The organism is Paludibaculum fermentans, from assembly GCF_015277775.1.
Classification (GTDB): domain Bacteria; phylum Acidobacteriota; class Terriglobia; order Bryobacterales; family Bryobacteraceae; genus Paludibaculum; species Paludibaculum fermentans.
On record NZ_CP063849.1, the window covers coordinates 3,044,672 to 3,070,105 of the forward strand.

Genomic DNA, 25,434 nt, shown 5'->3' on the forward strand with positions numbered 1-25,434 from the left:
GCGGCGGCACCCGCTGCCGGTGATCCCGGATGGACGGATCCCGCGCGTTCTGGTTATGGGCCTCTTCGTCAAATCACGTCTCCTGCCTGCCGCCGTCATGCTTTTGTCTGGAATTGACCTCCCCGCGCAGATCTTTGGACCCGCCGGCAACGTGAAGGCATGGGAAGGCACGATTCGAGTTCGGGGCAATACGTCGGGATCCCACTCGCATCCGGTGATGGGGCAGGACGACTGGAATGTGAGCTATTCCGGCGATCTGAAAGTGCGGCTCGACACCAAGTCGCCCTACGGACCCATCTGGACCGGCACCGTGACCGGCACGGCCGCCATTGATGCGACTCAGTCGCATACCCTGGTGGGCTGCACCACCACCAACACACTGAAAGGCTCCGGGCCGCCGACAGTTCCCTACAAGAAAGAACAGGTCGTACTGCAACTGACGTCCACGGGGGAATACCACCTCATTCTGGGCGCCGATGTGATCCAGGCGCACTGGTCGGAGCGGACACAATGTGCAATTCTGCCCAAGCCGCCGCAGGACGGGGACGATCTCTACACATATTTCTCCGATGAAACACAGATGGTCGGCCCCCTGCCGGTTTCCGATGCAATCCTGCGAGGCAGCGCGGACTTTACCAGGAACACCCCTTTTGAACGCCCTACCTTTATGGACGGTGAGCCTCCGGTCTCCATGCAGGTGGAATGGGAACTTCATCCCGCGGGGGCGGCCGAGGAAGATGAGGTAATCATCCTGCTGACGGATGAGTACAGACAGTTCCGGCCGGAGGCGGCGGCTGGGGGCGGTGCCGGCAGCGGCCTGCGCCTGACAGCCCGCCTCCAGAAGAAGGGCGGCGGCGCGCCGTCGGCGAGGGCGGCTCTCTTTGAGTGGAAGTTTGTCCAATGCTCCCGAGAACCCGGATTCGCGCTGAACGCACCCTTCAAGGATGCCTCTGTCGACCCCGACCTGAGGTTCGAAGCGGCCTCGAACTTCATCGTGACGGATCAGGAGGGACAGCAGGGGTCCACGCCACCCGGCCAGTGGGAGACCTCGACCGCGGCGATCTCAGCTCACGACTGGGGCGCCTGGGGCAGCATCCAGGTATCGGCGATTCTACTCGACGGGCGGCGGATCCTTGGCCACCTGGAGGGCGACACCGCGCAGACCGATGTCCGCCTGCCAAAACGGGCGGACGGTGACCTGATCGCGGAGATCTGGCGCGCGCAGAAGGGCGTGGGTGGACGATCCGACACCAGCGACGACGAGGCCGATCCGGTGGGCGACGGGACGGCGGGCGACGGTCTCACGCTTTATGAGGAGTACCGCGGCTTCATCGAGAACGGCCAACACATAGAAGGGAATCCGTTCAAGAAGGACTATTTCATCCACAACCGCGCCGGCGGAGTCTATCTCTCCGGTATCCGCCTGTTCCGGCGTTTGAGCGGATTGGATGTGCACTACGAAATGACGGCCGACGAACTCAGCATGGATCGCGTGGTGAATTTCAATCGCGCAATGGGTCCGCACCGCGTGGACCAGCATGGGGTGGAGATCTTCCTCTTTGCCAACAACCCGGGGTATGCCATCGCGTCGGGTGGTCCCGGAAATCCGGTGAAGATCACAGGCGTGTTTGTCCCTGCCTTGACGCCACCGGTCCAGCCGGGTACGGCGCGCTACTTCAACTCGACCCTGGCACACGAGTTATTCCACGCATGCAATGTCTATCACCACGGTGACGGAGGTGACCGTGATGTGACCTGGCGCCGTGTGCCCGGCACCGACACCGTCCTGGAGAAAGCCGGCGGCAACGAACAGCAGGTCTCGATCCTGCGCGAGGACGGCACCCTGATCAACTCACTGATGCCCGAGGCGCCGCTTGCAGTGACGCTGGGCATGAAGGACGGCCCGCACTGCGGCGAGGACGATTGCGTGATGCGCTACGACGTGTCGGGCGGGTACATCGCGGACACGGATCCCACGCTGCGCTATCGCGTGCAGGAGGCAACCGGCATGAAGTTGTGTTCCTCCGGCGCGGGCACGGGCGTCAACGATGCCAACCGCACGCCGCAGTCGAGATATGGCCCCGCTGCCGCCGGGCGCGGGACCTGCAGCAGCCAGATTCTCGTGAATGACGCCGTCAAGGCCCCCGAAAGGTAGACCAACATGAAGATGCTGATTTTGTCCGCGGCCTTGACCGCCTGCGCGCTGGCACAGCCCCCGGCACGCCCGCTGATTGGAGTGACGGTGAATGGAGGTGCCCAGGCGCGCATCGATCCCGGCTGGCCGGTGGTGGTTTCGGTCTCGATGGCCGCTGGAGACGAACCGGTCAAGCTGGGCCTGAAGGAAGGCTCCTGGCTGGAGGCGGTCAGCGTGATTCTGGAGTCGCCCGATGGCACTTCGCCGGCTCTGACAAGATCGGCTCGTGTTCAGCCGGATTCAGTGGAACTGCAGGATCTGGACATGGTCACCGCCGAGTTCGTGCTCAGCCCTGAGGTGACGAGCCAACTCGCGCTCGGCGCCTATCGGGTGCGCGCAGTCTACGATCCGCAGGAGCAACAGGCCGAGGGCGCCTGGGCTGAGCAGATCGCCTCGGGCTCCGCCAGCTTTGAGATCAGCCAGGACCCGCCGCAGGACGAGGCGGCGCACCAGGCGGCCAGGCTGCTGATCCTCTCGAACTGGAGTGAGATCCAGGGCGATGCGGAGCAGGCAATGGCGTGGGTGGACGAGTTGCTCACCGCCCAGCCGTCACACTACACGGCAAAGGTGAGGAAGGCGGAGTTGCTGGAGTCGGCAGGCCGATTCACAGAGGCACTCAGCCTGCTGGATGACGTGGAGGTTCAGCTACGCGCCAATTTCCCCGACGCCACCCATCCGCCCACGCTAATTCACAAGCGCCAGGCGGACCTGCTGGAGAAGATCCTGGGCGGAGAGAACCAGGCGGAGCGGGCCAAACCCGCTCCCGGCAGAATCTAGAAACATCACCGCCTGTGCCGTTTTCGGCTTGGCCGGCTCAAGCCTACTTGAGGGCGGCCTGGATCCCGGCCTCTGCCAGCGGCGCCATCATGTCGTAGCCCTTCTGATTGGGGTGCAGGCCGTCGCCGGAGATACCGTCCTTCAACAGGCCCTGTCCGTCCACCATGGCCGAAAAATAATCGACATAGATCAGGCCCTCGGCTGCCGCGAACTCCTTCATCCAGGCATTCAGCTTGAGGATGTCGGCGGGCGGCCGCTGGTCTGTCTGTTTGCGTTGCGTATAGTCGCTGACAGGCATCACGGAACACAGGATCACTTTGATCCGGCTGGCTTTGGCCAGAACGGTCATCGCGCGGATGTTGTCGGTGATCATGCTCATCGTGACAGGTCCGGTGTTGCGGGCGATGTCATTGGTGCCCGCCAGGACAATCATGGCGGCCGGTTTCAGGGCAACGACATCCGGGTACATCCGAACCAGCATCTGCTGCGTAGTCTGCCCGCTGATGCCGCGGTTCACGTACGGCTTGCCCGGGAACTGTTGCGCGAGCTTCCACCCGTCCGTAATCGAGTCGCCCATAAAGACGACGCGGCCGGCTTCGGGCGCCAGGGCCTTCAATCGCTCGTTGTCTGCGTAGTAACGGCCCAGTTGATTCCAGTCCTGCAACTGGTCGGCCAGGGCCTGCGCGGTGAACTGCAGGCAGCAGCCGGCCTTGGGCGGGTTGTACTGGTCCACGATCTGCCCCGAAGCAGGCCAGGAAGTGAGCAGGCACGCAAGCAAGGTACCGGCGGCGAAAGAAGCGAAACGCACAGTCATAGTTGTCAGCGATTTTAGCAGGCGGCGAAACGAGAGGGGGCCCGACGCACAAGAGCCAATCCGTCGTGGATGGGCTCTTGCAGGAAACCGAAGCGGTGAATGGTTCAGCTCGCCAACTGGGCGCGTTCCTTAGCCAGTAACTGGTTTTCGAAAGTGTAGTCGATGCCTTTTTTGGTGTGGTGCCGCAGGTACCATTTGTAGGTCTCCTGCAAGCCTTCCTGGAAGGGAGTCGGCTTGAAGCCCAAGACGCGTTGAGCCTTGCTGATCACCATGGTCACGGGAGGCAAATCGAAGTACATGCCAAAGTAAAGATTCGGTCCCAGCGGGTGGCCGCCTGCCCTGGCGATCCGTTCCCGGGGGACGCGAATCACCGGAGTATCCTTGCCGGCCGCGACGAACAGGGCGTCCAGCACCTCAGCCTGTGTCAACGGGCGCGCATTGGCGATGTTGAAGGCATGCCCCACCACATTGGCCGCGTCCATGGCCCGCAGACAGGACCAGACTACATCTTTCACAAACGCAAACTGCATCAGCCTGCGGCCATCGCCCGGCAGAATGATGGGCCGCTTGTCCCGAACCCGGTCCCAGAAGAACTGCTCCCGGTAGAACGGATTGCATGGGCCGTACACACAAGGCGGACGCAACGTGACAACAGGGGTGCCGTGCCGCTGGTGCAACCGGAACAGGGCGCGTTCGCTCTGCGCCTTGCAGCGGACATACCGGTCCCGATGGTCGTCCGGAGCCAGCGCGTCGCCTTCGTGGTGATTCAGGCCGTCACCGTAAGCCGAAACGCTGGACATGAAAATGTAGCGCCCAACATGCCCGGTCAACAGCTTGGCGGTGTCCTCCACCACCGTGGGTGGAGTGCCCTTTTCCCAGTCGTAGACCATGTCGAACACGACATCGTACGACTGTCCGCAGAGCACTGACTTGACCTGCGCAATATCGTTGCGATCGGCCTGTAGGTTGATAATCTTCTTGCCCAGTTCGTGAGTGGGCTTGCGGTGCAGGATCGCCACCTCGTGACCCTCTTTGCAGAGGGCCGCTACAAGGTGCTTGCCGATAAATTGGGTACCACCGATGACTAAGACTCTCATCGTTCTTGCCAGATCCCCGTCCTAGTCGTAATACTCAAGGCCGAGGTGCGTGATGAGGTCTTCTCCCCGCATCCACCTAAGTGTGTTCTTCAGCTTCATCAGCTGGATGAAAATGTCGTGCTCCGGATAGAGCCCTGGCGCATGCATGGGCGCCTTGAAATAGAAGGAGAGCCATTCCTGGATGCCCCGCATTCCAGCGCGATGGGCCAGGTCGAGGAAGAGTACCAGGTCGAGAACCAGCGGAGCGGCCAGGATGGAGTCGCGGCAGAGGAAGTCGACCTTGATCTGCATCGGGTAGCCGAGCCAACCAAAGATGTCGATGTTGTCCCAGCCTTCCTTGGCGTCGCCTCGCGGCGGGTAGTAGTTGATCCGGACTGCGTGGTAAAGATCCTTGTACAGAATGGGATAGAGCTCGGGCTGCAGGATGTGATCCAGCACGCTGAGCTTGGTCTCTTCCTTCGTCTTGAAGCTGCCGGGATCGTGCAGCACTTCACCGTCGCGGTTGCCCAGGATATTGGTGGAGAACCAACCGGCGATGCCCAGCATGCGAGCCTTAAAGCCCGGAGCCAGCAGCGTCTTCAGAAACGTCTGGCCGGTCTTGAAGTCCTTGCCGCAGACGGGCAGATTGCGTTCCTTCGCCAGGTCGAGCAGTGCGGGAATGTCGTGGGTGAGGTTCGGAGCGCCGTTGGCGAACGGCACGCCGCTCATGAGGGCAGCGTAAGCGTAGATCTGGGAGGGCGCGATCTCCGGATCGTTGTTCTTCATCCCCTCTTCGAACGAGGCCAGCGTCTCATGCACGGCCGACGGCCTGTGGAAAACTTCGGTCGATCCGCACCAGATCATGACGGTGCGCGCTACGTTGTTGTCCTTCTGGAAGTTCTTGATATCTTCCATCAGGGCCAGGGCCTTGTCGTACTTCGTTCCACCGGTCTTGACGTTGGGCCCGTGGATCAGCTTGACGTATTCCTGTTCGAATACGGCCTTCATCGGCTTGATCGCCTGCAGCGGCTCCTTCACCTGTTCCAGCAGCGAGGATTCCAGTACTTTAGCGTTAGAGGCGGCTTCGTACGCTGTGTCTTCGTAGATGTCCCACCCGCCGAAAACCAGGTCGTCCAGATTCGCCAGGGGTACAAAGTCCTTGATGTAGGGGGAACGGCCTTCCGTGCGCTTGCCCAACCGAACCGTGGCCATCTGCGTGAGCGAACCAATGGGATGCCCCAGACCGCGCTTGACGGCTTCCACACCTGCGATGAAGGTTGTGGAAACCGCGCCAATGCCGGGGATGAGAACACCGAGCTTACCCTCTGCCGGCGCGATCTTGACACTTTCATTAATTGACAACAGAGTACACTCCTTGCTGGAACCGCTTGATAAAAGCGTATCTATCCACTTGCTATAGTAACAGCCGTAGAAGCGTTTGCGCCTCATCGGCCCGCCTCCGAAGCCAATGTCCTGGATCCTTCTCACGGCCTCATTGCTGCTTGCATTTTTCCCCGCAGTGTGGGCCGCTCGACATTTCGCCAGCGATTTCTCCTCGCGATTTTTCGTTTTTGCCGTGGTATTCGGCGCCCAACCCGGATTGCTCGCGCAAGTGCTTTCATCGGGCGGCTGGATCACTCCCTTGGCTTGGCTGGGGGTGCAGGCTGTGCTCTGCGCAGCACTGTTCTACTGGCTTGCGCCGGAACGCCCCGAGTGGCGGATGCCAAAGCTGGAAATGCCAATAGTTGGCCTGGCCGTGCTCACCGCCGCCGGCCTGATTGCAGTCCTGACCGTTTCGAATCTCTGCCTTACGGCGTTGGCGCCCATCCACACCTGGGACGAGAAGATGTACCACGCGTCGCGGGCGGCCTACTGGCTGCAGCACCAGTCCATCGCATTCTGGGAGACACAGAACGAACGGCAGACCGCGCTGAGCTTTGAAGGGGAGCTGTTCTTCTTCTGGCCGCTGTTGTTCACGCGCCTGGAGGCCCCAGGCCGGGTGCTGTTCGGGCTGGGCTTCCCGCTCGCAATCGGCGCCGTGTGGCTGCTGGCTCTGCGGCTGAAGGCTCCACCGGCGGTGGCTGCGGCGGGAGCGGCCCTCTATGCCTCCGCACCCGTCGGATTATTCCTGGCTCGATACCTGAAAGCGGATCATTGGGCCGTACTGTTCGCGTGCGGCACTGCCTACTGGCTCGTGGAGGGGCAGCAGGACGCAGAGGATTCTCATCCTGGCGCCGCCTATTTCTGGGCCGGCGTTTCGCTGGCGCTGTGCGTCCATGCACGGCTATATGCTTTGGCACTGATTCCCGCGGTACTTCTGCTCTCAAGGAAACGATTGATCGCCGCCGCCGGCGGTTTCCTATCCGGGGCCGCGGCCTGCGGCCTGCTGTTTCTCTTCCTGTCGAATTGGAGTTGGTATGGTTCCCCGCTTGGCCCCTCGGACATGCGCGGCTTCTACGCCAGCCAACCGCCGGAGTGGACCACCATCCTGAAGCGCGCGCCGGGCATCTTCATGGACCTGCCCGGATCGTCCGCCATCGCCAAAGTTTGGGTTCGTTCGACAGGCGCCGGCCAGCCACTGCGCGCCGAAACCGCCGATACCCGCTGGCCTGCGCTGTATCAGCCGCCGCCGGCGTGGCCGCCCTCGCGCTTCGCTGTGGCCGGACTACTGGCCGTGGCCGGACTTCTGCTGGCCTGGCGAGGCTCGAGCAGAACCGTCTGGCTGTGTGGCGCGACATTGCTGGCCGGGCCGATTCTGACGCTACGCTGGATTACGGCCGACCAGATTCCCGACCGGTTCCTGTTGCCGGCCGTCGCTCTTCTCCTTGTCGCGGCATTGCCGCTCTGCCGGAACTGGATGGCGTGGCCGATGCTCGCCCTGGCGGCATTCAGCGCCTGGTATCCCGGCCGGGAGACCGCGATGTTCGTGCGGATGTGGTGGCTGATGCCGACGGCCATGAGCGTGGACAACACTCCGTTCCAGGAGGTGTGCCAGGTGGTACCGGCCGATGCCACGCTGCTGCTGATCGGCACACAGATTACTCCGGATTACCCCCTGTTCGGAACACAAACCGGATACCGCAGAAAAGTGTACAGTTGGGGCCGCGCACCGTGGGATGCCACCCGCTTCCACCAGTTGGCCGCCGTCCACGGCATCACGCATATTCTTCTGGAAGACGACAGGGAACTTGCGTTTCACTGGTCTCCGCCAGTGGATGCAAGACCGATCGCGGCCGGGCTCGACGGCGAACCTGCGCTGCAGCGGCTCCCGCTGCACACCCGCCGCCAACGGCTCTACGTCTGGCGGTCGCAGGCGCCGGTGGAGGCGCGGGCCGCAGCCCTGGTGCCCACAGCCCGTGCGGCGTGTTCAAATTGTCAGTAGGAGATTCATGGCCGGCCCCGTCTCATTCAAACCGCCCGCCGGACGATCCGGAACGGCGATACCCACCGTCCTGGCGGACGACGAAGCCCTGGCGCTGGACGAACTCGCGTTCCTGCTGCGTGAGTTTCCCGAGATCGAGATTGTCGGCACGGCCCGCAACGGCATCGAGGCCGTGCAGTGCATCGAGGAATGTGAGCCGGATCTGGTGTTCCTCGACGTGCAGATGCCAGGCCTGGACGGCCTGGGCGTCATCCACAAGCTGAAGGTGGATAAGGCACCCATGCCGGCGTTTGTCCTTTGTACAGCTTACGAGCAGTATGCCCTGGAGGCCTTCCGCCTGGAGGCCATGGATTACCTGCTGAAACCCGTCGACCGCGACCGTCTGGCGCAGACCGTCGAACGCGTGAAGCGGAGCCTGCTGGAACCGGAACTGGCGATCACATCCGCCACTGTGAACACCGGAACAGCGGCATCGGGGCCGGTTGCCCGGGCCAAACTACTGGTCAAGGCCAACGGCCGGAACCTGATTGTGGACGCATCGGACCTGATTTACGCCACGATCGAGGACGGTCTCATCACCGTGGTGACCACGGCAGTGGAAGGCCAAACGAACTACAAGACAATTGAAGAATTGCAGTCGAGCCTGGATCCGGCTACGTTCTGGCGCGCCCACCGCGGCTATGTGGTGAACATCAACCACATCCGGGAAGTGATTCCGTGGTTCAAGTCGAGCTATCAATTGCGGATGGACGACAAGAAGGGGACGGAGATTCCGGTCAGCCGGGTCCAGACAAAGCGCCTGCGCGAGCTCTTCAAGCTGTAACCTGCACAAAAGAAAAGCCCCCAGGCGCCGCGGCAGGCACCCGGGGGCTCGGTTTCTGAAGGCGATGGCTACCAGTCGACAACGCTGCCGTCGTCGGCGTCGTACGCTTCCTGATTCTTCCAGTCGTGGCCCAGTTTATCGGCCATGGCGTTCTCGTCCAACTCAATCCCAAGACCCGGCGCAGTGGGCAGGTCCAGATAGCCTGCGCGTACCTTGAAAGGCGTTTTGATGTAGCCCTCGCCGAGCGACACTTGTTCCTGGATGAGGAAGTTCGGAATCGAAGCCGCAATCTGTACCCCGGCCGCCAGGGAAATGGGCCCGAGCGGATTGTGCGGGGCGATGGAGGCATAGTAGGCCTCCGCCATACCTGCAATCAGGCGAACTTCAGTGATGCCGCCAGCGTGGCAAAGATCCGGCTGAAGGATCGTAGCCGCTTTCTTTTCCAGCACTTCGCGGAAACCCCATTTCGTAAAGACGCGCTCGCCCGTGGCGATGGGCAGGTGCGTGGAGCGAGCAATCTCGGCCATCACGTCGTGGTTTTGGGCCTGGCAGGGTTCCTCAATGAACATCGGGTTATAGGGCTCCAGCGCCTTGATCAGCATCTTGGCGTGAGCCGGGCTCACCGCGCCGTGGAAATCGACACCGATGTCGACGTCCTCCCCCACCAGTTTGCGGAATTCCGCAAAGCGTTCGGCAGCGTAGTGGACCTCGGACGGAGTCTCGATGTAGCGCGGGAAATTGCGCCGGCGGGGTGGGCCGGACTTGAAGGCGGTAAAGCCCTGCGCCAGGGCCTCTTTGACGCGGGCGGGATTCGAGATACTGGCGTGGGCATAGACGCGGACACGGTTCCGGGTGGGTCCGCCGAGCAGTTCGTACACCGGCACGCCCAGTGCCTTGCCCTTGATATCCCACAACGCCTGATCGATGCCGCTGAGGGCGGATGTGAGAATCGGCCCGCCGCGATAGAAGGCATGGCGGTAGATCGCCTGCCAATGCTGCACGACGGCGCGCGGATCCTTGCCAATCAGGTAAGGTTCGATCTCCTTCACTGCCTCCTGGCACGTCAGCGCGCGCCCTTCAGTGATGGGTTCGCCTAAGCCGGTGATGCCGGCATTGGTGTGGATCTTGAGGAAAAGCCAGCGCGGCTTGACCAGGAAGGTCTCAAGTTTCGTGATCTTGAGCGGGTCTTTGGCCTGAATGGGAGCGGCCTTCAGGACCTCCGCGCTCAGGGCGGTGCCGAAGATCGCGCCCAGTGCGCCCCGGCGGGAGAATGCGGTGTTCTGCTCGGAACTCATGCTGAAATATTGTATTCCTTTCGCCGCCGGGGTGGATCGGGGCCCGCCGGCTTCATTTTGTGGAAACTCTGGGGCGATTAATTCGTACAGAATATACGATATGCTCTCCACCGACCTCAAACAGGCCATCCGCTGGCTTCGCAAGAGCCCTGGATTCACGCTGGTGGCGGTTGCCACCCTGGGCGCGGGCATCGGACTGAACACCGCGATCTTCAGCGTGGTGCACGGAGTCCTGCTGGCGCCGCTATCGTTCCCGGACGAGCAGCGCATCGTCAGCATCTCGACGCGTTCGCTGGAAACCGGGCGCGAGACCCCGCGCATGACCGGCGGCGACCTGGAAGATGTACGCAAACAGGCGGGTTCGTTTGAGGCACTCAGCCGCTACTACGGTGGGGAGATGGGGGTCCAGGTGAATGGCCGGGCGGAGTTCACCGGCGTCTCCTTTGTGGAAGACGGATTCTACCGGGTTTTCGGCACGGCGCCCGTGGCGGGCCACGCTCCGGCGGAAGGCCAGGTGGCGGTGAGCGAGTCGTTCGCGCTGCGCAACTTCGGAAGGGCCGGCGACGCCCTGGGCCGGACGGTCAGCGTGGAGGGCAAGTCGTACGAGATCGCGGCGGTCATGCCGTTCACCTATCAGTTCCCGCGCAAATCGAACTTGTGGTTGACGATGCCGTCCAGGCCCGAGAACCTGAACCGCACGGCATATAACTACCGCGTGGCCGCGAAGCTGAAACCGGACGTGAGCGTAGACCAGGCACGGGCCGACCTCAGCGCCATTGGTGCCAGGCTGGCGGCGTCCTACCCCGAGAATCGGAAAAAGACCTTCACCACCGCGCCAATGCGCGATCAATTGGTAGGCCCCGTGCGCACCATGCTGCTGGTACTGATGGGCGCCGTCGCCCTGGTCCTCCTCATCGCCTGCGCCAACGTGGCGAATCTGCTACTGGCGCGCGCCACGACGCGGGTCCGGGAAATGGCAGTGCGAGCCGCGCTGGGCGCGGGCCGCGGCCGGATCATCCGCCAACTGCTGACGGAGAGCTTGGTGCTGGGCCTGTTGGGCGGACTCGCCGGCTGCGCCCTGGCCTATCTCGGCACCGACACGATGCTACGCCTGGCCCCCGAGAATCTGCCCCGCCTGAACGAGGTGCGCGTCGACACCACCACCCTGGTCTTCGCCACCCTGATCTCGATGGTCTCAGCGGTCCTGTTCAGCCTGGCGCCGGCATGGCAGGCGTCGCGAGTGGACCTGAACGAAGCCTTGAAGCGGAGTGGCGGACGGGGCGTGGGCAATCGCGGCTCTCACCGCTTGCGCGGAGCGCTCGCCTCGGCGGAGATCGCACTCGCCTTTGTCCTGGCGCTGGGCGCCGGCCTGCTGATGAAGAGCTTCCTCGGACTCACCTCCGCCGATCTCGGCTTCCGCCCCGACGGCGTGCTGGTGATGTATGCCCACGTGCCTGCGAATGAAGAAGCCGAGTACAAACGCGCTACCGGCACCTTTGAGAAAATCCTGCGGGACGTGAGCGTGCTGCCGGGTGTGAAATCGGCCTCCGCGGCAATGGGCATGCCCGCCGGACAGTATGGCTCGAACGGATCCTACGCAGTGGAAGGCAAGCATGTCTTCGCTCCCGGCGCAAAGTTGCCCGAGGCGGGCTTCCGGCTGGCCAGCCCGGGCTACTTCTCCACGCTCGGCATTCCCCTGCTGCGCGGCCGCGACTTCAGCGAACGCGATCAATACAGCGCACCCCTGGTGGCCATCATCAGCCAGGCACTGGCACGCGAAACCTTCCCCAATGAAGATCCACTCGGGAAGCGGATGAAGTGCGGCCTGGACCGTGACGAGTGGATGACCGTCGTTGGCGTGGTGGGCGATATTCGCAGCGATTCGCCAGCCGCCAAACTCGCGCCCGAGATCTACATGGCGTTCCAGCAGCATCCCTATTTTGCGAACGAACTCCAGGTGGCCATCCGGACGTCCATCGCGCCCGCCTCGCTGACAGAGGCGGTTCGCTCGACCGTGGCCCGCACGAATCCCGGCATCGCCATGAAGTTCACCACCCTGAGCGACATGGTCTCTGAATCGATCTCCGCGCCGCGCTTCCGCACCTTCCTCGTCGGCATCTTCGCCGCGCTGGCACTGCTCCTGGCGATGGCGGGGATCCACGGCGTGATGTCCTATGCCGTGGCGCAGCGCACCCCGGAACTGGGCCTGCGCATGGCCCTGGGCGCCCCTGTTTCCAGCGTCGCGGGCCTGGTGCTGGGCAAGGCGCTGATGCTGGCGGGGGCCGGAATTGCCGTCGGCCTCGCGCTCTCGCTGGCCTCGGGCAAAGTCATGCAGAGCCTGCTGGTCGGGGTGAAACCCGCGGATGCGTTCACCTACGCGGCAGCCGTGGTGGGGGTGATTCTGGCCGTGCTCACCGCCACCGCCGTGCCCGTCTGGCGCGCCACGCGCATCGATCCGGTCGTCGCCTTGCGGGACGAGTAGCATAAGCAGCGGAAACGCGGCGGGTGGCCGGGGTGCTCCATGACGTATTCTGGCAACGCAGACGTCATGGAACCACGCCGCATCCCGCTGGAGGGAACCTTCAACTTCCGAGACTTGGGCGGCTATGCCGCGGCGGATGGCCGCGTGGTGCGGCCCGGGATGCTGTACCGCTCGGACAACTTCGCCAAAGTGCCGCCCCGCGCACATCCGCAATTCAGCGCCCTGGGGCTGCGCCTGCTGGTGGATCTGCGCACCGGACTGGAGAGCCGCGAGCGTCCCAATTCATTGCCCGGCGGCACCTTGAGAGTGGAACACCTGCCCATCTCGTTCGCACCCGAGCTGGAGAAAAAATGGTCAACCAGGGAGCAGTTCGCTTTCTTCGCTGGAGGCGGCATCCAGCGCTGTGACCGGCGCTATGTCCTCGACTGCTATACCCGGCTACCACAGCGGGCCGCCCTATCGCTGCGCCGTTTGCTGGCCCTGCTGCAGGACCCCGGCAACTACCCGGCCGTGTTCCATTGCATGGGTGGACGCGACCGGACGGGCTTCAGTGCGGCCATGATCCTTACCATCCTGGGCGTGCCTCGGCCAGCGATCCTGGCCGACTACCACCTGACAGAAAAGTACGCGAGTCCGGAAGTGGATCGTCGCATCGGCTTCATCCGTGCGATGTCTCTGTTCCGGGTCTCCCGGGAGACGCTTCACGAGTTCCTGGGAGCCCGCGAAGAGTACCTGCAAACAGCCTTCTCGGTGATCGAGCAGCAATACGGCACTGTCCCGGACTACCTGCGCCAGGAAGCTGGATTTTCCGAGGCTGCGGCGGAGATCCTCCGCTCACTGCTGCTCGTCAACCGGCCGATTCCAGCTTCTCCAGACGGTAGGTGACGAAGTCCGCCGGCTCCAGGTGTTGCCCCGCCAGCTCGACCATATGCCGGTGATGTGTGAAGAGCAGCACCTGCGTGTGCCGCGCGAGCCCTGACAGCGCGCCCAGCGCGGCGGCGGCGCGCGCGTCGTCGAAGTTCACCAGGATATCGTCGGCGATCAGCGGGATCGCCTGATTCTTCTCGAAGTAGACCTCCAGGCTGGCAATGCGCAAGGCCAGGTAAAGCTGGTCGCGCGTACCTTCACTCATGCCCCCCACGGGCACCGTTCGGCGATCGGGCCGCACGCCCACGAGAATCACGCTGCCCTTGGCATCGGAACCGTACTCCAGCTTCAGTCCCTCGAACGAATCCAGGGTCAGGGCCGCGAAGATCTGGGACGAGCGCTCCAGCAGCTTACCCGTGGACTTCCGGCGGAACTCGTCAATCGCACTCCGCAGCAGCTGTTCAGCCAGCCGCAACCGCACGTAGTTTTCCGACTCCTCCAGCAGCGCCGCCCGTGTACTCTGCAGATCGGCCGCCGCATCCCGGGCCTCGGTACGCCCCTCGAATCCGACCAGCTTCTGACTCAGCGCGGAGTCTTCGCGAATCAGCTCGTCGCGCTCCTGCTCCAGAGCGGTACGCGTCTGCTCCACGCTCTCCAGGCGGCCTGGAATCTCATCCGTCTCCACGCCCCGCGCCTCCTCCGCCAGGGCTTCCAGTGTGCGCCCGGCGGCGATCGCGGCCAGCGCCTGCTGGATCTGCGCGAGCTTCGCCTGCCCTGCCTGCTTCGCGCTCCATTCCGCCATCCGCGTGGGGACCTCGCTGTCAGACGCGCAGCCGGCTTCGGCCACCATGGACGTCAGCACAGCTTGCAACCGTACAAGTTCGTTATCCAGCGCCTCCAGCTTCGCCTTCTCCGCCGCCAGATCCTCCTGCTTCGAAGCCGCCAAGTCGCGGGCCTTGCGATGCACAGCCAGCTGCCGGTACATCTCCCGTACAGCGTCCATGGCCCCCGAGCCGGCTAGGGCGGGCGCCGCGAGCTCCACCACCGCACGGGTATCGGACTCGAACTTCGCGCTATCGCGCAGGATGCCGTCAATGCGCGTCCTGGTCTGGGTGTATTCGCTATGCCTGGTCGTGATCTGGCTCCGCAGTTGTAGCAGTTCCTGGACCGACGCGGGCTCGGCGGCCCCGTTCAACTTCAACCGCTCGACCAGTTGGGACCAGCGATCCTGCCATGCGGCCAGCTCCTCCCGGGCCGTGCTTTCCTTTCGCTGGACGGTGGCCAACTTCCTCCGGGCAGCGGACAACTGGCCTTCCAGATTCTGGCGGGCCGCAGCCAGCTTCTTCTGTTCTTCCAGAAGGGTGACCGCCTGACCGCGAAGCATGGCCAACGTGGAGCCCTGCTCCGGCGTCGCTCCCGTCACCAACCCAATCGCCTGCCGCAGTTCCTCGGCCGCCGCCTCCTCCTGCGCAGTGGACCTCTCCAGCTCCGACCGCATCAGATCCAGTTCGCGAGCCCGCTCCGCCAACGCGGCACGCCGCCGCAGCCATTCGGCCATCTGTGACGGCTCTGAGGCCGGCACCCCCCAGGGTGCCCACAGTGCGGACCACTCCGCCTGCAGCGCCTGTTTCGCCGCATCCTTCCGAGCGAGTTCCTCGGAACACGCCGCAAGCTTCTCCCTGGCGAACCCGGCTTCCTGCTCGGCCTGCGCCACCTGCGCCACTTCGTCGGCATGCTCGCGCAACTCGTCCGCTACGGCATCGGCCTTCGACACAGCCTCTTCATATGCCTGGGCAAGCCGTGCCGGCTCGGCGCCAGTCTCGCCGAGGAACTCCGCGGCAGCCTGGCCGGATCTCTCCAGCCAGGACTGGCGCACGGCCTGCCAGCCCTGTGCCCGATGTTCGCGCCTATCCGCCAACCCGCTCAGTGTCGCCATCGCGCGGCGGCCCTCCAGCCTGCGCAGACTGGTCTCCTGTCGAGCCAGATCGCGGGCGGCCTCCTCCTGCGCCTTCTCCGCCTCGCGCCCGTCCACGGCAGCGGCATCCAGCCGCCGTCGCCAGTCTGCCACCGTGGCTTCCGACGGCACTGCGGCTGCCAACAGTTCCTCAATGGAGCCCGGCCAGGGCAGCAGCCGCACCTCGTCCGCCATGCGGACCTCCGCGGCCTTCGCCCGCTTGTCCAGATCCCGCCGCCGCGCGTCCGGCAGCGTCTCAATCCGCAGCGCCTGCTCCAGCCCCGCCATGGGCCTTGCGGGAGCCAGGCCCCCCAGCCGCTCGGCATCCTGCTCCACTTCCACAGCCAGTTCACCAGCCAGTGCGCTCGCGTTCCGCAGGTTCGCACTCAACTCGGCATGCTCGGTCGTCAGGTTTGCGGCCAGCTTCGACTCCGCCGCAGGCACCCGCAGGCGGGCAACATCCTCCAGGCCCGGCGGCTCTCCCAGATCGCTCAACAGAGCCGACAACTCGGCCTCCATCGCGCTGGCGTTGCCACGCAACTTTGGCAGGTCCGCTTGCGCCTTCTGCTCCGCACCCAGGCGCTGGTAGCGCGCTTCAATCGACGGCTCATGCGCCAGCAGCGGCTCGGAGTATTGGATCTCCGCAACCTCCGCCTCCAGCCGTGCCACCCTCTGCCGTAAACCCAGCCGCCCCGCCTCGTTCATCGACAGGTCCTGCCGCGCCCCGGCATACTCATCGGCGAATCGCTCGCGCAAGGGCGCCACTCCGGCCAATGGCTCCAGTTGGCTCAATACCAGCCGCTGCTCGCCCAGCAGGCCAAGGGAAGTGCGGATGCGGTTGAGCCGTTCCTTTTCTGAGGACGCTGCCGCGGTGTCGCGACGGACCTCCCCCAGTCTTCGCTGCACCAGCTCTTTCCGCTCACGCAGCTCCCCCAGTTCGTGCGGAGTCACCTGTGCATCCCGCGCTCGCTTACGTTGTCCGTCGTAGTCGGTGAGCAATCTGGATATCCTGGCTGTGGAACTCCTCGGCCTGAACAGCTCCGCCGCTTCGCCATCCAGTCCCGCAAGAATCGAGTGCAGACCCTCGATACCGGCCGCGGCCGAGAAAAGCAGTTGTCCAAACTCACCATGCCCGGCAAGCAGTTCGTCGCCACCCCGCTTCAGCCGCTCCGCGTCGAGCCCAAACATCACCTCGAACACCTGCTGGTTCGCAATGGGCGCCACCGCCAGCAGATCATCTTCGGCCACCAGTACCGCGTCTGCTCCATCGCGCAGAGTGTTTTTGTTGCCCTTTCGTCGCAGACAGGTCAGCAACCGGCCCTCGTGCTCGATCGTCGCACCCACGCGGAGCTCGCCATACGGATGCAGGAAGTCGTCCGTGGTTCTGCTGCCGAAGCCGAACAGCAAGGTCGAGATCGCCCGCAGCAAAGACGACTTCCCTGCCTCGTTCGCCCCGTAAATGATCTCCAACTTGCCCGCGCCCGCGGAGAGGTCCAGATGCTTGCCCGTGAACGGACCAAAGGCCGGGATGTTCAAAGCCTGGAATCTCACTCCGCTCCTCCCTGCCCCGTGAGCTTCAGCACCAGCATCGATTCCACCTCATCCAGCAGCCTTCGGTATCGCGGCCCGGCAGGATCCAACCAGCCGGAAACCTCGCCGCGGATGTCATCCGGAAGCTTCTGCAGCATCGGCTGCAGGTCGGCTTTAGCCGCGATCTCCGGATCGACGGCGGCCCGCTGGAGCGCCTCCGTCAGCTCCGCCATGGGTCCGGTCAGATCCACAGTCCTGCCCTCCGGCACGAGGTCCAGTTCGATCTTCTCCAACCACATCCGCCCTGAGCTCACGTCCGTAGTCAACGCCCGCAAGTCGTTCTTCCAGTCGGACTGCCCGGGCAATGTGGCATGCAGCGCAGTGGCGCCCGTGAATCGCACACGCACAATCACCTGCGAATCGTCACCCCCCGCCTCCGCCACAGCTCTCAGCCCTGCTTCGAATCGCCGATGCAGCTCCGCCACATCCCCGCAGCCGGCCAGGTCCACCTCCACGCGCTGCCACTGGAACGAACCCATCGCGACGAACGCGCACTCCTCCACACGAAGCCCATCATCCACGCTCACCACAAAGGCGCCCTTCGGACCGGTCTCCCGAATGTTGCGGCCCTGCAGATTGCCCGGAAACACGACATGCGGGTTCCGGCTCAGGATCTGCGCGTTGTGCACGTGGCCGAGCGCCCAATAGTCGTACCCCTTCGCCGCCAGATCATCCAGCGAGCAGGGCGCATACGGAGCATGCCCCTCAAAGCCCGACAGCGATGTGTGCAGTACTCCGATGTTGAACCGGCCTTCCACTCGCGCCGGATACTGCGCCGCCAGATTCGCTTCGGTCGCCCGGTTGACGAAGCTCTGGCCATGAACCACCACCGGCACATCCGGCACCTCGACGCTGCCCGCCTTCCGTCCGGAAAAGGCATGGACATTGTCCGGCAGCCGGATGGATTTCGCCATCACACTTTCCGCATCGTGGTTGCCCTGAATCAGGTAGACGGGAATCCCGGCCTGGCGCAGCCTTGCCATCTGCCCGGCGAAGAACAGGCCCGTCGCCGCATCGCGCCACGACCCGTCGTAGATATCTCCAGCCAGGATCACGAACCGCACGCGCCGCTCCACCGCACACTCCACAAGCCGCACCAGCGCCTGCCGCGAGGCATTCCGGATCTCCTCCGCCGGCAGCCCCTCATAGCGGGCCAGTCCGGTGAGCGGGCTATCCAGGTGCAAATCGGCGGCGTGCAGAAATTGGAACATGCAAACTCCCCTACCAGAGCGATTGTAGATAATCGGCCACCGCCAGGTCTGCAATAACCCGGAATGCGTGCGCCTCTGCAATACTCACCACAGAGGAATTACCGCATGACCCCGCGAGAGCGACTGCTCACCACGCTGCAAGGCGATACAGCAGATCGAGTCCCAGTCTCCCCCTTCATCCAAGAGCAATACCTGTCCTGGTATTATCCAGACCGTCCTACGGTGGACCGTGTTGTCGACGCCGTCGAGCTCGCCAACGAACTGGACTTTGACCTGATGGCCAAGCACAACCAGTTCCAACGTCCGCACTTCCTCCGCCGGAGCTACCCGAACTGGCAGCTCTCCAGCAGCAGCGAATTCGATGGACGCCTCATCCGCTACCGCACCCAAATCGCAACGCCCGGCAGAACCCTGGTCCAGGAGGAGGCCGTGGAAGAGATCGGCGTCGCGACCAAAGGCGCGATGCGCGTGACGACGAAACATCTCCTCGAAACACCGGAAGACCTGAGGGCGTTTCTGGAGCACCTCCCTCCCCTGGATGACGAAGAACGTGCGGTGATGCGCCAGACCATCGCCTGTTGGCACGCGCTGCTGGGCGACCGCGGCGTCCTGGCGCCCTGGGGCTTCGCGGGCGTCTTCAACTACGCCTCCGACCTGCGCGGTAGCGAGGCGCTATTCATGGAACCCATCGAGGACGAGACCAGCTACCGCGCCTTAATGGATCGCATGGCGGACGCCCAGTGCGAGTACTGCCAGGCCCTTGTCGAGGCGGGCGCGGACTGCATCGGCATCCAGGGTCACATCGCGAACGCCGGCACCGTGAGCTCAGCCTTCTTTCGCGCGTACATCCAGGAATACGAAAAGCGCCTGATCGACTCCATCCACTCCGCCGGAGCCTTCACCGTCTTCCACAACTGCGGCCGCGCAAAGCGTCTCTACCCTAATTACCGCGAGCTCGGCATGACACTCTGGGAGACTGTCTCGGAACCGCCGGCCGGAGACAACAATCTCGCGCAAGCCAAGGCCGCGCTGGGCGACACGATCTGCCTGCTGGGCAACCTGGATCAGATCCAGTTCCTGAAGACGGCCACACCCGCCGAAGTCGCTGAGCGAGCCCGTCAGATCATGTCGATCGGGAAGCCCGGCGGCCGGTACATCTTCGCCGCCTCGGATTTCCTGGAGCCCGGCACGCCGCGCGAGAATGTCGTGGCAATGCTCGAAGCCGCACGCGAGTCCGGTGTCTATTGAAGCCGCGCGTTCCGGCCCGGACTACGCCGAAGCAGCGTTACGGTGCGAGTTCGCACTCGGTGGCGCCATGAAGCCCTCCTGCTCGCGCATGAACACCGTGCGGGCCGGGTAAGGAATAAGAATCCCATCGCGGCGGAACCGCCGGAAGATCCGCTTGCGCAGTTCATGCTGGACGAAGTACTGGTCGACGAATTCGCCCACCTGGCAGATCAGTGTGAAATCGAGGGAGGACGGACCGAAGCCCGGGATGAATCTCACGAACGGCACGGGTTCAGCCAGCAAGCCCGGGATCTCCCCCGCCGCCGCCTTGGCTTCGTCCACCAGCACCTGCTCGATGACATCCGGGTCGGCATCAAAACCGACACTCACCGGGATCGACAGCGACATCCGCGTCTCCGGCAGATGGTAGTTGGTGAGAATGGCCCGCGCCAGGTGTGCATTGGGAACCACGATGTAGTTATTGGCCAGGGCCCGCAGCGTGGTGCTGCGCCAATCCATGTCGGCGACATAGCCTTCTTCACCGGAGCTCAGTTTGATGTAGTCCCCGGCACGCACCTGTCCCGCGATGCTCAGATAGAAACCCGCGAACAGATTGGAAAGAGTATCCTGTAGCGCCAGGGCAACCGCCAGGCCCCCAACACCCAGGGCCGTCAGGATGGGCGTGATGGAGATCCCCAACGTGTTCAACAGCACCAATGCGCCGCAGCTGACGACGAACAGGCGGGCCAGTGTCTGCGTAAGCGTAGTCACCGGCAGAGCGCCGTACAGTTTATTGCCCTTGTGTTTGATCGCCAGCACCGCCAGCCGCGAGCAGACGATTGTCAGCGACAGGATCCACAGGATCAGGAAGATCTTCGCCAGCAGGGCGGAAGCCTTTGGAGGCAGCTCCACCGACTGTGTGGCCAAGTGCAGTCCGAGGATCGCGATCCAGAACAGGAACGGCCCATGAAGTGACTGCAGCGTAATGTCGTCGACATGGCCTTTCGTTCGCCCGGCCCACCGATGCAATCGGCTGAACAGCAACCGTCTGGCGAAAATGCCGGCCACCATCACCACACCGAATACGGCAGTCGGCAGAACCAGCACCTGCCAATTCTCGATGAGGAAGTGGGTAATCTCCTTCATAGTCTCCTTTCTTCGGATCCGGCAAACGCGGCAACGTTGTGTTCGCCGGATCAGCTCCGTGAAAATACGGTGGAGCCATGAAACAGGGGAGGCGGGAAGCCGCGCCCATGCAATATTCTGCGCCCGATAGGAGCTGAACCGGAATCCCAGGAATAGGTGATGGCCGTGCCGAAAACTGATTACGGCCGCGAAGGCGCCGCGCGAAGGTCGATGAGTAGTGCGCGCCCCGTCCTCGATTTCGCGCGACAATCACCACAGAGGGGCCCCTTCACCGCATGCCGAAATCCGCCAAACCCGTCGACTCCGAAGCCCACCTGCAACGAGTCCGCCGCATCTGCCTCAGCCTGCCCGGCACCATGGAGAAGCTCTCTCACGGCGAACCCACCTTCTTCGTCAACAGGAAGGTCTTCACCATGTTCTCCAACAACCACCACAACGACGGGCACATCGCAGTCTGGATCCCCGTACCGCCCGGCGCCCAGGCCACCATGCTCGCCACCTGGCCGGAGACGTTCTACTACCCGCCCTATGTCGGCGTCAGCGGCTGGGTCGGCGTGGAGCTCGACCGCATCAGCGACGACGACCTCGCCTCACACATCCTGGAGGCCTGGCGCCTGCGTGCACCCGCGAAACTCCTCAAGCCGAAGCTCTAGCCGGACCTCACCCGCCACCGCCCCGCCAGCCGCCCGTTTGCTCCCCGCGTCATATTTAACATAAACTTCTCTTTTACTCCTCTTTGTGCGAGGCGAGCTCGTTTTGAACCATCCAACCGCACCATTCCGGCGCATCCTCAGTGGCGATGAAGCAGTGGCGCTTGCAGCCCATGACGCGCAACTCACCTTGGGCACCGGCTATCCCGGCACTCCTTCCACCGAAATCCTGGAGTCCCTCCACTCTCTCGGCGGCCGGGCCCAGTGGTCGCCCAACGAGAAGGTCGCCCTCGAAGTTGGCATTGGCGTGGCCTTCGGCGGAGGACGCGCGCTCGTCACCATGAAGCACGTGGGCCTGAACGTAGCAGCCGACCCGCTGTTCACCGTGGCGTACACCGGAGTTCGCGGCGCCCTCGTCATCGTCTCCGCCGACGATCCCGGCATGGCTTCCAGCCAGAACGAACAGGACAACCGCCGCTACGCGATCGCGGCCGGCATCCCGATGCTCGAGCCCGGCGATTCACAGGAAGCCTACAACTTCACGCTCCTCGCCATCGAACTCTCAGAGCGTTGGAACATCCCGGTCCTGCTCCGCATGACCACCCGCGTGTGCCACTCGAAGACCATCGTCGAGACGCCCGGCTACCCGGTGCCGCCCGCGCCGCCCGCCGGCTACGTGCGCGACGTCCCGGCCCGCGTGATGATCCCAGCCTATGCCCGGCCCGCGCATCACAAGCTGCGCGCAAAACTGGCGCAGATCGCCGCATGGAACGAACGCGAGGGCCCGCTCGCCGTAGTGCCAGGCAGTGACACCCTCGGCGTCATCACCTCCGGAGTCTCCTTCCAATATGTTCGCGAGGCCCTGCCGCAGGCGAGCGTCCTGAAACTGGGGCTGACCTACCCACTGCCGCTGGAGCTCATGCGCACCTTCGCGATTGCCCATACGCGGACTCTTGTCATCGAGGAAGGCGATCCCTACCTGGCCGATTCGGCTCGCGCCGCCGGTATCCCCGTGGAAGCCAATGCGGAGATCTTCCGCTTTGGAGAATTGAACGTAGCTCGTGTCCGCCGCATGGAAGCGGGCGACCTCACTCCTGAACCCAAACCAGTACCGGGCAAGCCGCCAGAACTCTGCCACGGCTGCCCGCATCGCACCGTCTTCACGGCCCTCCGCGATCTCGGCTGCATCGTCTCGGGCGATATCGGCTGCTACTCGCTCGGCGTCCTGCCGCCTTTCCTGGCCATGGACACCCTTGTCTGCATGGGCGCCTCCATCGGTGTCGGACTCGGGCTCCGCCATACCCTGCCCGTCGAGGAAGCCCGCCGTGTCGTCAGCGTCATCGGCGACAGCACCTTCGTCCACAGCGGCATCACGGGCCTGGTCGAGATGGTCTACAACCCGCCGCCCACCGGACACCTGCTGCTGATCCTCGACAACGGCACCACCGCCATGACCGGCCTGCAGGAACATCCCGGCACCGGCCGCACCCTCGACCACGCCAGCACCGGCAAGTTCGTCTTCGAGAACGTCATCCGCGCCATGGGCATCCCGGATGTGCACGTCGTCGACCCCACCCGCGATCCCGCCGCCTTCACTGAACTCGTGAAGACCAGCCTCGACTCCGGCCGGCTTTCCGTCATCATCGCGCGCCGAAACTGCCTGCTGGCCGCCGGAGCCATCAAGCAGTACGAGAAATGCCCGGAGGGCAGCACCCATGAGCAATAACGTCAGGAACATTGTCATCGCCGGCCTTGGCGGACAGGGCGTTCTGAAGGCCTCGGACATCGTGGCCGATGTCGCCTTCGCCTCGGGCCTGGACGTCAAAAAGAGCGAGATTCACGGCATGAGCCAGCGCGGCGGCTCAGTCTCCAGTGATGTCCGCTTCGGCTCCAAGGTCTTCAGCCCCATGGTGCCGGACGGCGAAGCGGACTTCCTGGTGGTCCTGGATCCTACCCAGATCGAGGTCAACCGCGCAGCGCTCAAGCCGACCGGCATCCTGATCGACCCCTCCATCCTGGCCGGCTACAAACTGAAAAGCGAAAAGAGCATCAACGTGGCGCTGCTGGGCGCCTTGAGCCGCCACCTCGACTTTCCTGAGTCCGCCTGGATCACCGCCATCAGCGGACACCTCGCACCCAAACTGCATGCCATGAACTTCGCCGCCTTTGAAACCGGGAGGAATGCATGATCGCGGTCAAGGAATCCTGCGCTACGTTTCATCCGGACAGCGCACAGGACTACGTCCCCTCCGCCCTTCTGGCGGAACTCCAGTTCAGCCGCCTGAAGAACATCGTGGCCCGCGCCTTCGATCGCGTGCCCTTGTTCCGGTCCCGCATGAGCGATCGGGACCTGACGCCCGACTCCATCACCTCACTGGCGGACATCTCGCTCCTGCCCTTCACGACGAAGACCGACCTCCGCGACACCTATCCCTTCGGTTTGTTCGCCAGTCCCATGGAGGAGATCGTGCGCCTGCACGCCTCCAGCGGCACCACTGGCAAGCCCATCGTCGTCGCCTACACACAGCAGGATGTCGACGTCTGGACCTCCGTCATGATGCGCAGCTTCGCGGCCTGCGGCCTGCACCATGGCGACATCATCCAGAACGCCTACGGCTACGGCCTCTTCACTGGCGGCCTCGGTGCCCACTATGGAGCCGAAGGCCTGGGCGCCACCGTCATCCCCATCTCCGGCGGCAACACCGACCGCCAGATCATGGTCATGAAGGACTTCGGCGTCACCGCCATCTGCTGCACCCCCAGCTACTTCCTTCACATGATCGAGCGCGCCGCCGAGATGGACATCGACATCCGCGACCTCCCCCTCCGCGTAGGCGTCTTCGGAGCCGAGCCCTGGACCCCCTCCATGCGCAAGCGCATCGAAACCCTCTCCGGCATCCGCGCCATCGACATCTACGGACTCTCCGAGATCATCGGCCCCGGCGTCGCCATCGAGTGCCCGGAGCAGAACGGCCTCCACATCTTCGAGGATCACTTCTACCCCGAGATCATCGACCCCGAAACCGGAGCCGTCCTACCCGAAGGCGAGGAGGGCGAACTCGTCCTCACCACTCTCAGCAAACACGCCATGCCGATGATCCGTTACCGCACGCGCGACATCACGGCCCTCCTGCCTGGCCGCTGCCCCTGCGGCCGGTCTCTCCGCCGCATGCGCCGCATCGGCCGCCGCAGCGACGACATGCTCATCATCCGCGGCGTCAACGTGTTCCCGTCCCAGGTGGAAGCGGCCCTGCTCGACGTCGAAGGCACGCTGCCCCACTACCAGATCGTCCTCACCCGCATGCATGGCCTCGACCAGATGGAGGTCCTGGTGGAAGTCACCCCCGAGACCTTCAGCGACAAAATCGGAGCCCTGGAAGAACTCAGCACCAAGATCGCCGACGCGCTGGAACACGTGCTCGGCCTGCGCGTCCAGGTCCGCCTCGTCGAACCCCACACCATCCAGCGCAGTGAAGGAAAGGCCAAACGCGTCCTCGACAGGCGGTTGCCCTCATGAAGATTCAACAGCTCTCGATCTTTTCTGAAAACAAACCCGGCCACCTCATCGCCCCATGCCGCCTGCTGGCCCGCGAGGGCATCAACATGCAGGCGATGTCCCTGGCCGACTCGCAGCGCTTCGGGATTCTCCGCATCGTCGTCTCAGACTGGCAGCGCGCCAAGAGCCTGCTCGAAGCCGAGGGTTTCGTGGTTCGCGTCACTGAGGTGGTCGCCATCGAAGTGCCCGATCATCCGGGCGGTCTGTCCGCCGTGCTCGACCTGTTTGAAGGCTCCACCATCAACATCGAGTACATGTACGCCTTCCCCTTCGTACATGCCGGCAAGGCCGCGTTGATCTTTCGCTTTGACCACCCGGATGCCGCCATCGAAAGGCTCCGCGCCGGCGGAATGACCGTTCTCGATGCCGATGCGCTCACCAACAGGTAAC

Annotated in this window: 19 protein-coding genes; 12 read left to right on the forward strand and 7 right to left on the reverse strand. The window is 63.8% G+C overall.

Annotated features, from left to right (window positions below):
• The first annotated feature begins 97 nt into the window (after positions 1 to 97).
• The gene (locus IRI77_RS11875; RefSeq protein WP_194452270.1) at positions 98 to 2,155 is read left to right on the forward strand and encodes a zinc metalloprotease; all 2,058 of its coding nucleotides are present in this window, start codon (positions 98 to 100) and stop codon (positions 2,153 to 2,155) included.
• 6 nt (positions 2,156 to 2,161) lie between these two features.
• Positions 2,162 to 2,971, forward strand: coding sequence for a tetratricopeptide repeat protein (locus IRI77_RS11880; protein ID WP_194452271.1), 810 nt, complete (start codon positions 2,162 to 2,164; stop codon positions 2,969 to 2,971).
• 43 nt (positions 2,972 to 3,014) lie between these two features.
• On the opposite strand, the gene IRI77_RS11885 is transcribed toward IRI77_RS11880, so the two are convergent.
• The 3 genes from IRI77_RS11885 to IRI77_RS11895 form a co-directional block, all read right to left on the reverse strand.
• The gene (locus tag IRI77_RS11885) at positions 3,015 to 3,785 is read right to left on the reverse strand and encodes an SGNH/GDSL hydrolase family protein (RefSeq protein WP_194452272.1); all 771 of its coding nucleotides are present in this window, start codon (positions 3,783 to 3,785) and stop codon (positions 3,015 to 3,017) included.
• A gap of 104 nt (positions 3,786 to 3,889) precedes the next feature.
• A complete protein-coding gene (locus IRI77_RS11890; RefSeq protein ID WP_194452273.1) occupies positions 3,890 to 4,882 on the reverse strand; it encodes an NAD-dependent epimerase/dehydratase family protein in 993 nt (330 codons plus the stop codon).
• 21 nt (positions 4,883 to 4,903) lie between these two features.
• On the reverse strand, positions 4,904 to 6,226 hold the full coding sequence (locus IRI77_RS11895; RefSeq protein WP_407674114.1) for an inositol-3-phosphate synthase: 1,323 nt from the start codon (positions 6,224 to 6,226) through the stop codon (positions 4,904 to 4,906).
• A gap of 370 nt (positions 6,227 to 6,596) precedes the next feature.
• Between IRI77_RS11895 and IRI77_RS11900 the strand changes: the two genes are divergently transcribed.
• Both IRI77_RS11900 and IRI77_RS11905 read left to right on the forward strand, forming a co-directional pair.
• Entirely contained in the window at positions 6,597 to 8,243 is a 1,647-nt protein-coding gene (locus IRI77_RS11900) for a hypothetical protein (protein ID WP_194452275.1), read from the forward strand.
• Positions 8,244 to 8,250: 7 nt separating this feature from the next.
• Entirely contained in the window at positions 8,251 to 9,066 is an 816-nt protein-coding gene (locus IRI77_RS11905) for a LytR/AlgR family response regulator transcription factor (RefSeq protein ID WP_194452276.1), read from the forward strand.
• A 68-nt stretch (positions 9,067 to 9,134) separates the two neighbouring features.
• Here the strand turns inward: IRI77_RS11905 and dgoD are convergent, their stop codons facing one another.
• Positions 9,135 to 10,361: a galactonate dehydratase gene (dgoD, locus tag IRI77_RS11910; RefSeq protein WP_194452277.1), complete on the reverse strand. Its 1,227-nt coding sequence runs from the start codon at positions 10,359 to 10,361 to the stop codon at positions 9,135 to 9,137.
• A gap of 100 nt (positions 10,362 to 10,461) precedes the next feature.
• Between dgoD and IRI77_RS11915 the strand changes: the two genes are divergently transcribed.
• Together IRI77_RS11915 and IRI77_RS11920 are read left to right on the forward strand one after the other, a co-directional pair.
• The gene (locus IRI77_RS11915) at positions 10,462 to 12,843 is read left to right on the forward strand and encodes an ABC transporter permease (RefSeq protein ID WP_194452278.1); all 2,382 of its coding nucleotides are present in this window, start codon (positions 10,462 to 10,464) and stop codon (positions 12,841 to 12,843) included.
• Between the two features lie 66 nt (positions 12,844 to 12,909).
• The gene (locus IRI77_RS11920; RefSeq protein ID WP_194452279.1) at positions 12,910 to 13,728 is read left to right on the forward strand and encodes a tyrosine-protein phosphatase; all 819 of its coding nucleotides are present in this window, start codon (positions 12,910 to 12,912) and stop codon (positions 13,726 to 13,728) included.
• On the opposite strand, the gene IRI77_RS11925 is transcribed toward IRI77_RS11920, so the two are convergent.
• Together IRI77_RS11925 and IRI77_RS11930 are read right to left on the reverse strand one after the other, a co-directional pair.
• Positions 13,691 to 17,215: an ATP-binding protein gene (locus IRI77_RS11925; protein ID WP_194452280.1), complete on the reverse strand. Its 3,525-nt coding sequence runs from the start codon at positions 17,213 to 17,215 to the stop codon at positions 13,691 to 13,693. The two genes, IRI77_RS11920 and IRI77_RS11925, sit on opposite strands and share 38 nt — an antisense overlap.
• On the reverse strand, positions 17,212 to 18,465 hold the full coding sequence (locus IRI77_RS11930) for a metallophosphoesterase family protein (protein WP_194452281.1): 1,254 nt from the start codon (positions 18,463 to 18,465) through the stop codon (positions 17,212 to 17,214). Before IRI77_RS11930 ends, IRI77_RS11925 begins: the two co-directional genes overlap by 4 nt.
• Before the next feature lie 105 nt (positions 18,466 to 18,570).
• Here IRI77_RS11930 and IRI77_RS11935 point away from each other — a divergent pair, with 105 nt between their 5' ends.
• Positions 18,571 to 19,713: a uroporphyrinogen decarboxylase family protein gene (locus IRI77_RS11935; protein ID WP_194452282.1), complete on the forward strand. Its 1,143-nt coding sequence runs from the start codon at positions 18,571 to 18,573 to the stop codon at positions 19,711 to 19,713.
• A gap of 21 nt (positions 19,714 to 19,734) precedes the next feature.
• Here IRI77_RS11935 and IRI77_RS11940 read toward each other — a convergent pair whose 3' ends face one another.
• Positions 19,735 to 20,838: a mechanosensitive ion channel family protein gene (locus tag IRI77_RS11940; protein WP_194452283.1), complete on the reverse strand. Its 1,104-nt coding sequence runs from the start codon at positions 20,836 to 20,838 to the stop codon at positions 19,735 to 19,737.
• A 275-nt stretch (positions 20,839 to 21,113) separates the two neighbouring features.
• Here IRI77_RS11940 and IRI77_RS11945 point away from each other — a divergent pair, with 275 nt between their 5' ends.
• The 5 genes from IRI77_RS11945 to IRI77_RS11965 all read left to right on the forward strand — a co-directional run bounded on the left by IRI77_RS11945 (position 21,114) and on the right by IRI77_RS11965 (position 25,433).
• Positions 21,114 to 21,491, forward strand: coding sequence for an MmcQ/YjbR family DNA-binding protein (locus tag IRI77_RS11945; protein ID WP_194452284.1), 378 nt, complete (start codon positions 21,114 to 21,116; stop codon positions 21,489 to 21,491).
• A 154-nt stretch (positions 21,492 to 21,645) separates the two neighbouring features.
• Positions 21,646 to 23,214: a thiamine pyrophosphate-dependent enzyme gene (locus IRI77_RS11950; RefSeq protein ID WP_228486702.1), complete on the forward strand. Its 1,569-nt coding sequence runs from the start codon at positions 21,646 to 21,648 to the stop codon at positions 23,212 to 23,214.
• Complete coding sequence (locus IRI77_RS11955) at positions 23,204 to 23,677, forward strand: indolepyruvate oxidoreductase subunit beta (protein ID WP_194452286.1); 474 nt, start codon at positions 23,204 to 23,206, stop codon at positions 23,675 to 23,677. Before IRI77_RS11950 ends, IRI77_RS11955 begins: the two co-directional genes overlap by 11 nt.
• Complete coding sequence (locus IRI77_RS11960) at positions 23,674 to 25,005, forward strand: phenylacetate--CoA ligase family protein (RefSeq protein WP_194452287.1); 1,332 nt, start codon at positions 23,674 to 23,676, stop codon at positions 25,003 to 25,005. Before IRI77_RS11955 ends, IRI77_RS11960 begins: the two co-directional genes overlap by 4 nt.
• A complete protein-coding gene (locus IRI77_RS11965; RefSeq protein WP_194452288.1) occupies positions 25,002 to 25,433 on the forward strand; it encodes an amino acid-binding protein in 432 nt (143 codons plus the stop codon). Before IRI77_RS11960 ends, IRI77_RS11965 begins: the two co-directional genes overlap by 4 nt.
• Position 25,434: the final 1 nt, after the last annotated feature.

Bases quoted from the DNA above. Each gene is read 5' to 3' on its own strand.
- IRI77_RS11920 (WP_194452279.1), top strand. From the start codon at position 12,910: ATGGAACCACGCCGCATCCCGCTGGAGGGAACCTTCAACTTCCGAGAC.
- IRI77_RS11965 (WP_194452288.1), top strand. From the start codon at position 25,002: ATGAAGATTCAACAGCTCTCGATCTTTTCTGAAAACAAACCCGGCCAC.
- IRI77_RS11885 (WP_194452272.1), bottom strand. From the start codon at position 3,785: ATGACTGTGCGTTTCGCTTCTTTCGCCGCCGGTACCTTGCTTGCGTGC.
- IRI77_RS11955 (WP_194452286.1), top strand. From the start codon at position 23,204: ATGAGCAATAACGTCAGGAACATTGTCATCGCCGGCCTTGGCGGACAG.
- IRI77_RS11875 (WP_194452270.1), top strand. From the start codon at position 98: ATGCTTTTGTCTGGAATTGACCTCCCCGCGCAGATCTTTGGACCCGCC.
- IRI77_RS11915 (WP_194452278.1), top strand. From the start codon at position 10,462: ATGCTCTCCACCGACCTCAAACAGGCCATCCGCTGGCTTCGCAAGAGC.
- IRI77_RS11940 (WP_194452283.1), bottom strand. From the start codon at position 20,838: ATGAAGGAGATTACCCACTTCCTCATCGAGAATTGGCAGGTGCTGGTT.
- dgoD (WP_194452277.1), bottom strand. From the start codon at position 10,361: ATGAGTTCCGAGCAGAACACCGCATTCTCCCGCCGGGGCGCACTGGGC.
- IRI77_RS11880 (WP_194452271.1), top strand. From the start codon at position 2,162: ATGAAGATGCTGATTTTGTCCGCGGCCTTGACCGCCTGCGCGCTGGCA.
- IRI77_RS11900 (WP_194452275.1), top strand. From the start codon at position 6,597: ATGCCAATAGTTGGCCTGGCCGTGCTCACCGCCGCCGGCCTGATTGCA.
- IRI77_RS11945 (WP_194452284.1), top strand. From the start codon at position 21,114: ATGCCGAAATCCGCCAAACCCGTCGACTCCGAAGCCCACCTGCAACGA.
- IRI77_RS11935 (WP_194452282.1), top strand. From the start codon at position 18,571: ATGACCCCGCGAGAGCGACTGCTCACCACGCTGCAAGGCGATACAGCA.
- IRI77_RS11890 (WP_194452273.1), bottom strand. From the start codon at position 4,882: ATGAGAGTCTTAGTCATCGGTGGTACCCAATTTATCGGCAAGCACCTT.
- IRI77_RS11905 (WP_194452276.1), top strand. From the start codon at position 8,251: ATGGCCGGCCCCGTCTCATTCAAACCGCCCGCCGGACGATCCGGAACG.
- IRI77_RS11930 (WP_194452281.1), bottom strand. From the start codon at position 18,465: ATGTTCCAATTTCTGCACGCCGCCGATTTGCACCTGGATAGCCCGCTC.
- IRI77_RS11960 (WP_194452287.1), top strand. From the start codon at position 23,674: ATGATCGCGGTCAAGGAATCCTGCGCTACGTTTCATCCGGACAGCGCA.